Source organism: Yersinia sp. 2540 StPb PI (assembly GCF_052217165.1).
Lineage (GTDB): Bacteria > Pseudomonadota > Gammaproteobacteria > Enterobacterales > Enterobacteriaceae > Yersinia > Yersinia enterocolitica_E.
In genome coordinates, this window is record NZ_JAZGQC010000001.1 from 4,910,206 (window position 1) to 4,924,406 (window position 14,201).

Sequence of the window (14,201 nt, forward strand, 5' to 3'; positions counted from 1 at the left end):
ATGCCGATAACATTAGATATAAAGATAAGAAGTGATTGATTGAACTAAAGAACTCTCACCAAGACTCCTTAATAAATCCCTTGTTTTGCCACTTACACAGAATTTCTCCATTACAAACTGTCAGAAAACAGCGCGTCACTCTCTTTAGTTTTTTTCATGGTGAAAGCTGCCCCCACATAACAATCATCATGCTAACGTAAGGAATATATCTCTAAAATGAATGCTGGCTCTGGAACTACAGCATATCCTATGTAAAGGTGACGACACGATCATGTCTGCAAACAAAGAAACGACAGAAAAACTGGAAACAGCCTTAGTCAGTGCGGGCAGAAGTAAACGATTTACTCAAGGCTCAGTGAATACGGTGATCCAGCGGGCTTCATCGCTGGTTTTCGACTCGGTAAAAGCGAAGAAGCATGCCACTATCAATCGGGGAAAAGGCGAATTATTCTATGGCCGCCGAGGCACCCTGACTCACTTCTCGCTGCAAGAGGCGATGACAGAGCTGGAAGGTGGCGCAGGTTGCGTCCTTTATCCTTGCGGTGCCGCGGCTATCAGCAACGCAATTTTGTCATTTGTCGCAACGGGTGACCATGTGCTAATGACCGGTTCTGCTTATGAGCCGGCCCAAAGTTTTTGCGATAAAATTTTATCACGCATGAATATCACCACGACCTATTTTGATCCGATGATAGGTGCTGGGATCGACTCATTAATTACCCCAAAAACCAAAGTGGTATTCCTTGAGTCACCCGGTTCCATCACCATGGAAGTACAAGATATTCCGGCAATGGTGCAAGCTATCCGGGCCGTTGCACCAGACATCATTATTATGATGGACAACACCTGGGCTGCGGGTGTGCTGTTTAAAGCACTGGATTTTGGTATTGATATCTCTATCCAATCAGGAACTAAATACATCATTGGTCATTCTGATGCGATGCTGGGGATTGCCGTTGCCAACGCGCGTTGTTGGGAGCAACTGCGTGAAGACTCTTATCTGATGGGGCAAATGGTTGATGCTGACACAGCTTATCTTGCTAGCCGTGGATTGCGCACACTGGGTGTGCGTTTAAAACAGCACGAGAAAAGCAGTATTGAAATTGCTAACTGGCTGGCTCAGCGCCCGGAAGTTGCCACTGTCTATCACCCTGCCCTGCCAAGCTGCAAAGGCCATGAATTCTATAAACGAGACTTCAATGGCTGTAATGGCTTGTTCTCTTTTGAATTAAAAGAAGAGTTAAGTCAGCAACAGTTAGAGGCTTATCTCGACCATTTCACCCACTTCAGTATGGCCTTTTCATGGGGCGGTTTTGAATCCTTGATTCTGGGTTATCAACCGGAGAATATCCGTGCCATTCGTCAGTATGAAGGGGACGGGATAAAAGGCACACTGTTCCGTCTACATATTGGTCTGGAGAATGTGCAAGATTTGCAGGACGATTTGGCCGCAGGATTTGAGCGCATCAAAACAGTGCAGTAAGGGTTTCTGAACGATTGATTTGTTAATGCGCGGTAACAATATCCGCGCATTAATCCTCTCTTACACAAATAGTCTCAACGACACGTATATATCCCTCAAAAATTCGATTATTGAGGATAAGATCAATGTGGATCCGCACCATTACGGATACACTAGACCAGTCCTTACAACAATATCCTCACACGCTAGGCAAACAGGAACAGAAATGGATGTATTACGCGAAATCCTTCATGCCTTATGGCAGCAGGATTTTAGTAAACTTGCCGATCCGAATGTGATTTGGGTCATTTACGGCATTCTCTTTACCACCCTATTTTTAGAAAACGGTTTGCTACCGGCTTCTTTCCTCCCCGGTGATAGTTTGTTGCTATTGGCGGGTGCATTAATTGCCAAGGGAGTCATGGGGTTCTTACCGACCATGATAATTTTAACCACTGCGGCCAGTTTGGGTTGTTGGCTCAGTTACCTGCAAGGGCTGTGGTTAGGCGATACTAAAATAGTTAAAAGGTGGCTGTTACAGCTACCGGTTCATTATCGGCAACGCGCCCATACTCTGTTTGTACGCCATGGTTTGGCGGCCCTGATAATTGGCCGTTTTCTCGCTTTTGTACGGACTTTACTGCCAACGCTGGCGGGTATTTCTGGCCTGAACAGTGCACGTTTTCAGTTCTTTAATTGGTTAAGCGGGCTGCTATGGGTGGGGAGTGTCGTTGGGTTAGGTTTCGCGCTAAGTCATATCCCATTCGTTAAGCACTATGAAAACCAGGTAATGACAGCACTGATGATTTTACCAATAGTGTTGTTACTGATTGGTTTGGTCGGCACCCTGGTGTTGGTGTGGTGTAAACGTAAAAGTGTCACTGAGTAACCCTGTGTTTGCCTCGTGACTTAAGCAGTTAAACGGCGCTCACCGCGCCGTTTTTTATTGCCATTATTCGCTGGGCCGTAAAATCAGTTAGTCCGCAGTTTAGCGACCTCTTCACTGGGTGTGAGACCAAAATAGCGTTTAAACTCACGACTGAACTGTGAAGCACTCTCATACCCTACTTTGTTGGCTGCGGTACTGGCTTTTAGCCCATCGTGCAACATCATCATTCGTGCGCGATGCAACCGGTAAGATTTGAGATATTGCAGTGGCGAGGTGTTAGTGACGGCTTTGAAGTTATGATGAAACGCCGAAACACTCATGTTCACATCTGCCGCTAATTGCTCAACATTAAGATTATCTGCAAATTGATTTTCAATACGCCGCAAGGTTTTGGTAATTTGATTAAAGTGCCCATGGCGGTTAACCAGCGCCTGCAAGGCTCCTCCGCACTGACTACACAGCACATAGTAGAGAATTTCCCGCACAATTTGTGGGCCGAGTACTCTGGCATCACGGGGATTGGACATCACATCCAATAAGCGCTCGGTGGCACACAGCATTTCTTCGGTCAGCGCCGATGAATTGACGCCAGAGGTATTACCGAACGGTTTATCCAGCTCATCATCACCGATATCTATCAGCAAATCCTGTAGCATCTGGCTGTCTATATGAATCGATATTCCGGCCAGAGGTATTTCAGGGCTGGCAAAAGTTTCACATTCAAACGGCAGTGGAACCGTCAGAATAAGGTAATTTTTCGGATCATACTGAAACACTTTACTGCCCAGATAACCCACTTTGTGCCCCTGGAATATGATGACTACACTGGGGGTGTACATTACCGGAGTGCGCGGCTGGTGCACTGTGGAGTACAAAATTTTCACCCGTGGCACAGCAGAGGGCGTTAAGCCATTCCCCTTCGCCAAACGCGTAATTTTTTCGGCCATCTGTGCCTGAATATCATTAACCTCAACCATATACTCTCACTTACTGGCGTTATCTGAGACAATCTAGCAACTAAAACGATCAGATATAAATTGTGCAATATTTACCGCATTTTCTACAGTGCTTTGGAGAAATAGGCAAGAGCAAGGCAGAAATGTGCATTGAGGTATCGCGCCAAGTTGCCGACAATGGCTGCCAATGGTACGGCAATAAACAATCATTGCATCACCGGCTAATACGTCGCGTTTTGATTACCATAATTGTTCATCACCCATAAGCTGGAAGACAAATAATGCAAAACTTTACCCTCCATACCCCCACTAAAGTGCTGTTCGGTACTGGCCAGATAGCACAATTGAGTAAAGAAATTCCTGCTGATGCCCGCATCTTGATTACCTATGGCGGCGGCAGCATCAAACAAAATGGTGTGCTGGATCAAGTCCATCAGGCACTGAAAGGCTTTGATTTCCTGGAGTTTGGCGGTATTGAGCCGAATCCAACCTATGAAACCCTGATGAAAGCTGTTGCGCTTTGCCGGGCAGAGAAAATCGACTTCCTGCTAGCGGTGGGAGGGGGATCAGTATTAGATGGCACCAAATTCATCGCCGCTGGCGTCAATTACCCACAAGAACCATGGCATATTCTGCAAACCACTGGCAGCGATATTAAAGAAGCACTGCCAATGGGTTCAGTGCTGACCCTGCCTGCTACCGGTTCTGAAGCTAACAATGGCGCAGTTATCAGCCGCCGTGAAACCGGTGATAAGCAGCACTTCTTCTCACCCTTTGTCCAGCCACTGTTTGCCGTGCTGGACCCGGTTGTCACTTATACTTTGCCACCGCGCCAAGTCGCGAACGGTGTTGTCGATGCTTTTGTACATACCATTGAGCAATATCTGACTTACCCGGTTGATGCAAAAGTGCAGGATCGCTTTGCTGAAGGGCTGTTGTTAACCTTGATTGAGGAAGGTCCGAAAGCATTGGCGGAGCCAGAAAACTACAATGTGCGCGCCAATATTATGTGGAGTGCCACTATGGCATTAAACGGCCTGATTGGGGCCGGTGTGCCACAAGACTGGGCGACACACATGTTAGGCCACGAACTGACCGCCCGCCATGGTCTGGACCATGCTCAGACGCTGGCGGTAGTACTGCCCGCTCTGTTAGTGGCGAAGAAGCAACAAAAGCGCGCCAAACTGCTGCAATACGCGGAGCGTGTCTGGGGCCTGCGTGACGGTAGCGAAGAGCACCGCATCGATGCCGCAATTGAAGCTACCCGTCATTTCTTTGAAAGCATGGGCGTTGCTACTCGTCTGTCGGCCTACAAACTGGATGGCAGTTCTATTCCTGATTTGATTAAAAAACTGGAAGAGCACGGTATGACTCAGCTTGGCGAACACAGTGATATCACTTTAGCTGATAGTAAACGTATCTACGAAGCTGCGGTCTAATAATAGCATCAGCCCAGTTTACAGTTTTCAACACAGAAGGCATCGTTGAACAGGATGCCTTCTGTTCAACATCTACTTACTCTTTTCACTTACCGTTAAAAGGGTGCTATCGTTATTAACTGCTAGGCTTTAGCTTATTACCACGCATTTTGCTGTTCATCTCTCAGTGGCAGATCGCCGATAGATCTGTGCACATTTTGATACTTCTCACACATGATTAATCGCTAGCAAGATCATAAATAGAATGATCACGACTAAACTTACATTACGGGTAAACAGGGCAAACACAGCCCAATCAGTCAGCGAAGGAGATAGACATGGCAACACAACCCATTATCAAATTGCACGATGGCAACCTGATGCCACAACTTGGCCTTGGCGTTTGGCAAGCAACGATTGAAGAAACACAGCTTGCTGTCAGCAAAGCACTCGAGGTGGGCTATCGCTCTGTCGATACTGCGGCGATTTATAAAAATGAACAGGGTGTCGGCTCGGCACTGAAGGCGGCGGGTGTGGCTCGTGATGAGCTATTTATTACCACTAAACTGTGGAATGACAGCCAGCAGGATCCGAAAAAAGCACTGGAAGAGAGCCTGAGCAAACTTCAGCTCGATTATGTCGATCTCTATCTGATCCATTGGCCCAACCCAACACAGGATCACTACGTTAGTGCCTGGCGTGAACTGATCACATTGAAAGAACAAGGTTTAATCCGCAGCATTGGTGTCTGTAACTTCCAGATTCCTCATCTGCAACGGCTGATTGATGAAACGGGTGTGGCGCCAACCGTCAATCAGATTGAGCTACATCCACTGCTACAGCAGCGCCAGCTCCATTCGTGGAATGCCACCCATCATATTGCAACCGAATCCTGGAGCCCGCTGGCCCAAGGTGGTGAGGGCGTTTTCGATCAAAGCGTTATTCGCCAGTTAGCGCAAAAATACAATAAAACACCTGCACAGGTGGTGATCCGCTGGCATCTCGATTGTGGGTTGATCGTTATCCCGAAATCGGTAACACCGGCGCGTATCAAGGAAAACTTTGAAGTGTTTGATTTTAAATTGCATAAAGATGAACTGACGGCAATTTCGAAGTTAGACAGCAATAAACGCCTCGGGCCAGACCCGGATGTTTTCGGGTCTGACAACTGAGTTCAAGGCGATGTATTCAGTTTAATGATGCTTAGCTTTGCCCTTTGCGCCAGTAGCCGTCTGATTTACCGGGGATTTTCTCGCCCCGGTTTTGCTTACTGACGGTTTTGCCACTGGCGTACTACTGGCAACCTGCGGTTTTTTGCTGATAGCAGACGTTGTGCTTCGGCTACCTGGTTGACGCTGGCGGGTGATAGCAGTGTGCTTCGTCAGGGCCGGAGTATGGTGGCGCAGCGCCCGACGAGCTTCACGTTGCTCCTCGATTGTCGCTACCGGAACCAGGCATTCCCGGCGGCTGCCAATCAAATGTTGCAACCCCATCTCCTCTAATGCAGTACGGATCATTGGCCAGTTAGCCGGATCATGATAACGCAGCAAGGCCTTATGTAACCGCCGCTGGCGATCCCCTTTCGGTACAACGACGTCTTCACTTTTATAATCAACTTTCGCCAGCGGGTTCTTACCGGTGTAATACATGGTCGTAGAGTTAGCCAGTGGCGACGGGTAGAAGTTCTGTACCTGATCCAGACGGAAACGGTTTTTCTTCAGCCATAGCGCCAAATTGACCATATCTTTATCCTCAGTGCCCGGATGGGCAGAGATGAAATAAGGGATCAAATACTGCTCTTTACCTGCCTGCTTGGAATAGGTATCAAACAACTCTTTAAAGCGCTGATAGCTGCCCATTCCCGGTTTCATCATTTTGGAAAGTGGCCCTTCCTCGGTGTGTTCCGGTGCAATTTTCAAATATCCACCCACATGATGGCTGGCTAATTCTTTGATATAGCGCGGATCTTCTACTGCCAAGTCATAGCGGACCCCCGAGGCGATCAGGATCTTTTTAATCCCTTTAAGATCACGTGCCCGGCGGTACAAAGAGATAGTCGGCTGATGGTTAGTGTCCATATGTGGGCAAATCTCAGGATAAACACAGGATGCACGGCGACAGGTCTGTTCTGCCCTTGGCGACTGACAGCGCAGCATATACATGTTAGCCGTTGGGCCACCAAGATCAGAGATAATACCGGTAAAACCAGGGACTTTGTCGCGAATCTCTTCGATTTCACGAATAATAGAATCTTCAGAGCGGCTTTGAATAATACGCCCTTCATGCTCAGTGATAGAGCAGAATGAACAGCCGCCATAGCAACCACGCATAATGTTGATCGAGAAGCGAATCATGTCATAGGCGGGGATCGGCGATTTGCCATAGGCTGGGTGCGGCACACGCTGGTAGGGTAGCGCAAACACGCTGTCCATCTCTTCCGTACTCAGTGGAATAGCCGGTGGATTAATCCAAATATAGCGATCACCATGTTTTTGCATCAAGGCCCGTGCACAACCGGGGTTGGTTTCATGATGCAAAATCCGCGAGGTGTGGGCATATAACACTTTGTCTGCTTTCACTTTTTCATAAGAAGGCAGCAAGACGTAGGTCTTTTCCCATGGTTTGGGTTTGGCGGCACGAACAGTAACCGGTTTAGCTTCAGATTCAGGAATGCTATCAGTGGCGCACGGCAGATCTTCACCGTACGGATTGGGAATGGCTTCAATACGCCCTGGTTTGTCCAGGCGAGTAGAATCAACCCCACTCCAGCCCGGTAATGCAGTTTTGCGCATCACAACCGTGTTGCGAACATCCTGAATATCGGCAATTTTCTCACCCGCCGCCAGGCGATGGGCCACTTCAACCAAAGGCCGTTCGCCATTGCCGTAGACCAACATGTCTGCTTTGGCATCCACGATAACCGAACGGCGCACAGTATCAGACCAATAGTCATAATGAGCAATGCGGCGCAAGCTGGCCTCAATACCGCCGAGCAATACCGGCACATGGCTATACGCTTCTTTACAGCGCTGGCTATAGACTAAAGTGGCCCGATCAGGCCGCTTACCGCTTTGATTATCCGGCGTATAGGCATCATCGTGGCGCAACTTACGATCGGCTGTATAACGGTTGATCATCGAGTCCATGTTGCCAGCCGTAACGCCGAAGAACAGATTGGGTTCACCCAACCGCATGAAATCGTTTTTATTGGTCCAGTCCGGCTGAGCAATAATTCCAACCCGAAAGCCTTGCGCCTCCAGCATACGACCAATGATCGCCATGCCAAAGCTGGGGTGATCCACATAGGCATCGCCGGTGACAACAATAATGTCGCAACTGTCCCAGCCCAATATATCCATTTCCTCCCGTGACATGGGTAAGAATGGCGCGGTGCCATAACATTCAGCCCAATAAGGCTGATAGGAAAACAGGTCACGTTCTGGTTGGATCAAGCTGGTACTCATGGCAACACTCTTTGAATTGGGGAAAGTTGAGGTGGTTCGGGTTAAGAAATCATCACCGGGCGGCGATTATACGCATTTCTCCACGTAAAGAGGAAGGATATATCTTTTGATTACCAAGCTCACACCATCAAGTGAGTGAATGTAGAGTGGATTAGGTTGCGGTTGATATTCGCTCTTTGCTCATCTGAGGCCAAGTAAGCACTAATCTTATATCAACCGAACCCGGTAACCCTTAACCTAACGCCTTAGCCAAGTGTTGGTGCAGCCTGTGTCACTAACTGCCCCGCAGAACCACGATCCGCCATCTCAAGTGTCTGGCTGTAGTACAAGAACGGGAAGTGCTCAGAGGAAACCTGATTGAAATACACCAGTAGCTCTACATCACCATCAACCCAAACAGTATCCTTCCAGCCGCGATCCTCGGCCATCGCCGGCGCGCCGTTGACATTCTTCACCAGGAAGGAGACCCCTTGAATATGGAATGCCTGTGGCATATCGGCATGCAGAGTCCAGCGCTCCCAAGTCCCTTGCTGGGCCTGAGCATCCACACGGCTCATATCCCAAATAGCGCCGTTAATGCCCGGTAAATCATCACCCAAACGGAACTCACGGGAACGAATCACGTTGCCATCCAGAATCTGGTCGGCTAATAAACGCATCGGCAGATTATCGGTCACCAGCGGCAATAAACCGGTTGGTTTTAATGTTAGCACTAGCGTAGAAATCAAAATACTTGAGGGTTCGAACAGCCCACGGAGCCTATCCATGATACCGGCAGATTCACCCGCCGTGATAGAGACTTCATTGCCTTGTGACATATCAATCACCACTTCGCGCCGCTCACCGGGAGCCAGCGAAAGCTGCTGTACGGCCACGGGCGCAGGCAAGAAGCCCTGATCACTGGCAACAACATGCAAAGGGCGGCCATCACTGAGTTGCAAGATGTAGCGACGAGCGTTAGAGGCATTTAATAGACGTAATCGAACCCAACCACGGGAGACTTCGACAAACGGGCTTTGCACCCCATTGACCAGCAATGTATCGCCAACAAAGCCACCTTTGGCTGGCGGGTCATATTCTGGCACGCCAAAATTATCAAGCCGCTTGTCCTGAATAATAATCGGGAAATCATCGACACCATAATGACTCGGCAATGGCATCGCTTTACTAATTTCATCTTCCACCAGCCACATACCTGCCAGTCCGTTATACACATGAGGTGCCATACGGTTAGGGGTATTGGCGTGGTACCAACAGGTTGCGGCCGCTTGCCGTACCGGCAATACCGGCGACCAGTCAACACCAGGGGAGATCATACGTGCCGCGCCACCCATTAGAGTACCAGGAACCTGCAACCCACTGATTGTCATGGATACCGGTTCAGCCAGACGGTTGCTATAAATCAGCTTCACATCATCGCCGCTGAAAACCCTGACAGTCGGCCCCAGATACATGCCGTTAATCCCCCAGACTGCGGCTTTCTGACCGCCGCTGAATGCCCAATGTGCACGCTGTAGCGTCAAAAACAGCGGTTGCCCACGACGAGACTCCAATAAGGGTGGAACCGGTAACGGGGGTTGCTGGGTACTATTAGCCTGTGCCCTCAATGGCAGCGAACCTGCGCCTAGCGCTAAGCTCGTAGCCTGAATGAACTGGCGACGACTGAGTGACATATCTTCTCCGTGAAAACCACAATCAAACCTACTGCAAAATTTTGCCTGACTGCGAATAACGCTGAAGGACGGCAAAACGCTCACGACCAGAGTCGTTTAAATGGAAAGCCAAAATTTACTTTAATCAAAACAAGCCACGCAATAACCTATCAATAAAAGCCAATAGTATTATTTTCCCGCCGCTTGCTGCTCTGCCTGTTGGGCAATTTCGGCATCGAGCTGCTCAATTTTAGCCAGCATCAGGTTACGGCAATGTTCCGATAATTCACGCACGCGCTCTTTGCCATAACCACTGGTATCAACGGGCGGCATTATCTCTACAATGACTTTGCCATTTGACCAGCGGTTTAAATTGATATTATTGGTGCTGGACACGCAAATAGGCACAATAGGCACACCAGCAGCTATAGCGGCATGGAAAGCACCGGTCTTAAATGGCAATAACCCACGGCCACGGCTACGTGTACCTTCCGGGAACATCCAGATAGAAACATTTCTTTTTTTGACCTGCTCAACCACCTGAGCAATAGTGCCATGCGCCTTGGCGCGGTTATCACGATCAATGAGCAGGTTACCGGTCAGCCAATATAGCGGACCAAACAGAGGTACCCACAGCAGGCTCTTTTTACCCACCGTGACCGTACCGGACTGAACCACATTCGACATGGTGACCATATCGTAATTATTCTGATGGTTGGCGATATAAATACAGGTACCGTAGTCCGCCGCTTCCTTGGGGATACGTTGTTCAACTGTAATCCCGAATAATACCGACATCCGACCGAACAGATGCGCGAACGTCGCAAGATTACGTGGGTTTCGTGGCCTAAACAGGCAATAAATCGAACCAAACACACACACCAGAATACAATATAAAACTGCCAGCACCGTGCGCAAAATTAATAGCATAACAACCTCTTAAACACTCACTCTTAGACATGCGATCGACGCTAGTATAACGGCTTACCCACAAAATACCGCGCAGATTCATCGCCATAATTATGTAACGCGACAACGCACGCAAATTGCGCCTGCCATCGGTTACATTCACTGGGTGATGCCTGACTAACAATATAATAATGACCACCACGGCAACTCAAGCCGGGTGGTCATTCATTTCTAGCGACGATTACTCTTCGGTATTGGTTGGTACTGGCGGCGCATCAACATCAACCCGATCAATACGCTGCAAGCCACGTGGTAGCGGCGAACCTTTCCGACCCCGCTCTGCCCGGAATTTCTGTAAGTCTTCTGGGCGCAAGGTGAGCTTACGTTTACCAAAATGAAGAGTGATGGAGGTCTGAGGTGGCAGGACAAACAACCATGCCAGACGATCTTCACCCGCAGCCGCTTGTGCCGATGGGATGGAGACTATCTTATTACCCTTACCTTTTGATAACTCAGGCAGATCCGCGACCGGGAACATCAACATACGACCGGCGGCAGTAATAGATAACAACATGTCATCCGGCCCATGAATTTCTAACGGCGTCAACGCTTTGGCATTTTCCGGCAAGGTTATCATGGTCTTACCTGCACGGTTTTTAGCAACCAAATCATTAAAGGTACAGACGAAGCCATAACCGGCATCCGATGCCATCAATAATTTCTGGTCATCCGGTGCCATCAATACCTGTTCAATGGTTGCTCCTGGCGGCGGAGTCAGCTTACCGGTCAGTGGCTCCCCTTGCCCACGCGCAGAAGGCAAGGTCAGCGGATCCAATGCATAACTACGGCCAGTTGAGTCAATAAACACCACCGGTTGGTTACTCATACCGCGAGCCGCAGCACGGAAACTATCACCCGCTTTATAACTCAATCCACTCGGATCAATATCATGGCCTTTGGCACTGCGCACCCAACCCATTTCAGACAGTACAATGGTAACCGGCTCTGAAGGGACAATGTCATGTTCGCTCATCGCTTTGGCTTCACCACGTTCGGTCAATGGTGAACGGCGATCATCACCGTAAGCGGCCGCATCAGCTTGAATCTCTTTCTTAATCAGCGTGTTGAGTTTACGTTCTGATGCCAATAATGCCTGTAGTTGATCACGCTCTTTGGCTAATTCATCTTGCTCGCCACGAATCTTCACCTCTTCCAATTTGGCTAAATGGCGAAGTTTCAATTCGAGGATAGCTTCAGCCTGCGTTTCCGAAATGGCAAAATGCTGCATCAGCAGTGGCTTTGGCTCATCTTCGGTGCGGATGATATGAATAACTTCATCAATATTAAGGAAGGCAATCAATAAACCTTCTAAAATATGCAGCCGTTTCAGTACCTTTTCCAAGCGGTAATTCAGACGGTTACGTACCGTTTGGCGGCGAAATACCAGCCACTCAGTTAGGATCTCTAATAGCCCTTTCACTGATGGGCGATGATCCAGACCGATCATATTCATATTGATACGATAACTTCTTTCCAGATCAGTCGTGGCGAACAGGTGGTTCATCACTTGATCCAGATCGACCCGGTTGGTACGTGGAACTATTACCAGACGAGTAGGGTTTTCATGGTCAGATTCATCGCGTAAATCCTCAACCATTGGCAATTTCTTGGCACGCATCTGGCTGGCGATCTGTTCCAGCACTTTGGCACCAGAAACCTGATGTGGTAACGCTGTAATTACCGCACTGCCGTCTTCTTTCTTCCACAACGCCCGCATACGGACTGAGCCACGGCCATTCTGGTAAATTTTACGAATTTCATCACGCGGCGTGATAATTTCGGCTTCTGTTGGGAAATCCGGCCCTTGTACAAATTCCAGCAACTCTTCCAGTGAAGCAGTGGGTTTATCAATCAGTGCCAGCACCGCCTGTGCAATCTCACGCACGTTATGTGGCGGAATATCGGTTGCCATACCGACGGCGATGCCCGTAGTACCATTTAGCAGAATATTAGGCAGGCGCGCAGGTAGCATTTTCGGCTCCTGCATGGTGCCGTCGAAGTTTGGCACCCAGTCAACCGTCCCCTGCCCCAATTCGCCCAGTAAAACTTCAGCGTATTTGGATAAACGAGATTCGGTATAACGCATGGCGGCAAAGGATTTAGGGTCATCCGGTGCCCCCCAGTTCCCTTGCCCATCCACCAGCGGATAGCGATAGGAGAAAGGCTGCGCCATCAATACCATCGCTTCATAGCAAGCACTGTCACCATGTGGATGGTATTTACCCAGCACGTCACCCACGGTACGAGCTGATTTCTTGAATTTGGCGCTATTGTTTAGCCCCAGTTCGGACATCGCATAGACAATACGCCGTTGTACCGGTTTCAAACCATCGCCGATAAACGGCAACGCCCGATCCATGATGACGTACATGGAATAGTTCAGATAGGCGTTTTCAGTAAAGGTGTGCAGCGGTAAGCGTTCTGCACCGTCATGAGTCAAATCACTCATTACTCAATTATCCTCAGACTCTGGGATGGCGATCACTGGCTTCAGCGGATCGGCACCGCAAGTTCATTGTCGATTTCTGCCCGCGATAGTACCTCATCTGCGGGGTTACTGTCACAACCCACAGATAAACTCAATCTTTCAGCTTTACAGCATTATCTTTCAAGCTTGCAACATCTGCCGCCCTTTCTATCAACGGGGTAACAAAACGATATCATCATGTAGCCTACCGCTTCTCTTCCCTTCATATACTGGCTATGCGCTGGACTTCCCTGCACTTTTATTTGCTCCCCCGATAACAGTGGTCGGGATGACGGCGTGCAAATCAACACACAGCGACAATGTCGTTTTTGCTTGCAGTCAATGTCGTTTCGCTTGCAATAGAAGTAGGAGAATACCCATGGCATCACCCAACATTCTGCTGTTACGCATCGATAACCGGTTGGTTCACGGTCAGGTCGGCGTGGCGTGGTCCTCATCTCTTGGGGCAAACCTGTTATTAGTTGCCGACGACGGTGTCGCGCAGGACAAACTCCAACAGCAAATTATGTCGATGACCGCCGAGTCTATGGGGTTAGGGATCCGTTTCTTCTCCATTCAGAAAACCATTGATGTTATTGGCAAAGCCTCTGCTGAACAGAAAATTTTTATCGTCTGTCGCACACCGGATGAAGCTCGCCGTTTGGTTGAGGGCGGGGTACCTATCCGCGATGTGAACGTCGGGAATATGCATTTTTCGGAAGGCAAACGTCCGCTAACCAAAAAAGTGTATGTCGATGATAACGATCTGGCCAACCTGCACGCAATTCAACAGCATAACGTAAATGTCTTTATTCAGGACACACCGAGTGACGGCAAAGATAAAGTCCAGTAAATAGCCGCCGCATCAGGGTATAGCAATCTGAGAGTTTCGGACTTAATCCGATAATACCCTGCCCTACAACG

General features: G+C 48.9%; 10 protein-coding genes. 5 read left to right on the forward strand and 5 right to left on the reverse strand.

Going from position 1 to position 14,201, the window contains the following annotated elements; genetic code table 11:
• Window positions 1–271 precede the first annotated feature (271 nt).
• Window positions 272–1,483: a cystathionine beta-lyase gene (metC, locus tag V1956_RS22900; RefSeq protein WP_372560500.1), complete on the forward strand. Its 1,212-nt coding sequence runs from the start codon at window positions 272–274 to the stop codon at window positions 1,481–1,483.
• A 205-nt stretch (window positions 1,484–1,688) separates the two neighbouring features.
• A complete protein-coding gene (locus V1956_RS22905; RefSeq protein ID WP_083162413.1) occupies window positions 1,689–2,351 on the forward strand; it encodes a DedA family protein in 663 nt (220 codons plus the stop codon).
• Window positions 2,352–2,434: 83 nt separating this feature from the next.
• Here the strand turns inward: V1956_RS22905 and V1956_RS22910 are convergent, their stop codons facing one another.
• Window positions 2,435–3,328 (reverse strand): AraC family transcriptional regulator, encoded by an 894-nt coding sequence (locus V1956_RS22910; RefSeq protein ID WP_420070737.1) that lies wholly within the window; start codon window positions 3,326–3,328, stop codon window positions 2,435–2,437.
• Between the two features lie 260 nt (window positions 3,329–3,588).
• Here V1956_RS22910 and yqhD point away from each other — a divergent pair, with 260 nt between their 5' ends.
• Both yqhD and dkgA read left to right on the forward strand, forming a co-directional pair.
• A complete protein-coding gene (gene yqhD, locus V1956_RS22915; protein ID WP_372560498.1) occupies window positions 3,589–4,746 on the forward strand; it encodes an alcohol dehydrogenase in 1,158 nt (385 codons plus the stop codon).
• A 317-nt stretch (window positions 4,747–5,063) separates the two neighbouring features.
• A complete protein-coding gene (gene dkgA / locus V1956_RS22920; RefSeq protein WP_420070738.1) occupies window positions 5,064–5,897 on the forward strand; it encodes a 2,5-didehydrogluconate reductase DkgA in 834 nt (277 codons plus the stop codon).
• A gap of 21 nt (window positions 5,898–5,918) precedes the next feature.
• Here dkgA and V1956_RS22925 read toward each other — a convergent pair whose 3' ends face one another.
• The 4 genes from V1956_RS22925 to parC all read right to left on the reverse strand — a co-directional run bounded on the left by V1956_RS22925 (window position 5,919) and on the right by parC (window position 13,259).
• The gene (locus V1956_RS22925; RefSeq protein ID WP_420074214.1) at window positions 5,919–8,189 is read right to left on the reverse strand and encodes a YgiQ family radical SAM protein; all 2,271 of its coding nucleotides are present in this window, start codon (window positions 8,187–8,189) and stop codon (window positions 5,919–5,921) included.
• A 245-nt stretch (window positions 8,190–8,434) separates the two neighbouring features.
• Window positions 8,435–9,862: a cell division protein FtsP gene (gene ftsP, locus V1956_RS22930; RefSeq protein WP_372560495.1), complete on the reverse strand. Its 1,428-nt coding sequence runs from the start codon at window positions 9,860–9,862 to the stop codon at window positions 8,435–8,437.
• 168 nt (window positions 9,863–10,030) lie between these two features.
• Entirely contained in the window at window positions 10,031–10,771 is a 741-nt protein-coding gene (locus tag V1956_RS22935; RefSeq protein WP_083162401.1) for a 1-acylglycerol-3-phosphate O-acyltransferase, read from the reverse strand.
• 220 nt (window positions 10,772–10,991) lie between these two features.
• Window positions 10,992–13,259: a DNA topoisomerase IV subunit A gene (parC, locus tag V1956_RS22940; RefSeq protein ID WP_005188260.1), complete on the reverse strand. Its 2,268-nt coding sequence runs from the start codon at window positions 13,257–13,259 to the stop codon at window positions 10,992–10,994.
• Between the two features lie 397 nt (window positions 13,260–13,656).
• Between parC and agaB the strand changes: the two genes are divergently transcribed.
• The gene (agaB, locus tag V1956_RS22945) at window positions 13,657–14,130 is read left to right on the forward strand and encodes a PTS galactosamine transporter subunit IIB (RefSeq protein ID WP_004390117.1); all 474 of its coding nucleotides are present in this window, start codon (window positions 13,657–13,659) and stop codon (window positions 14,128–14,130) included.
• Window positions 14,131–14,201: the final 71 nt, after the last annotated feature.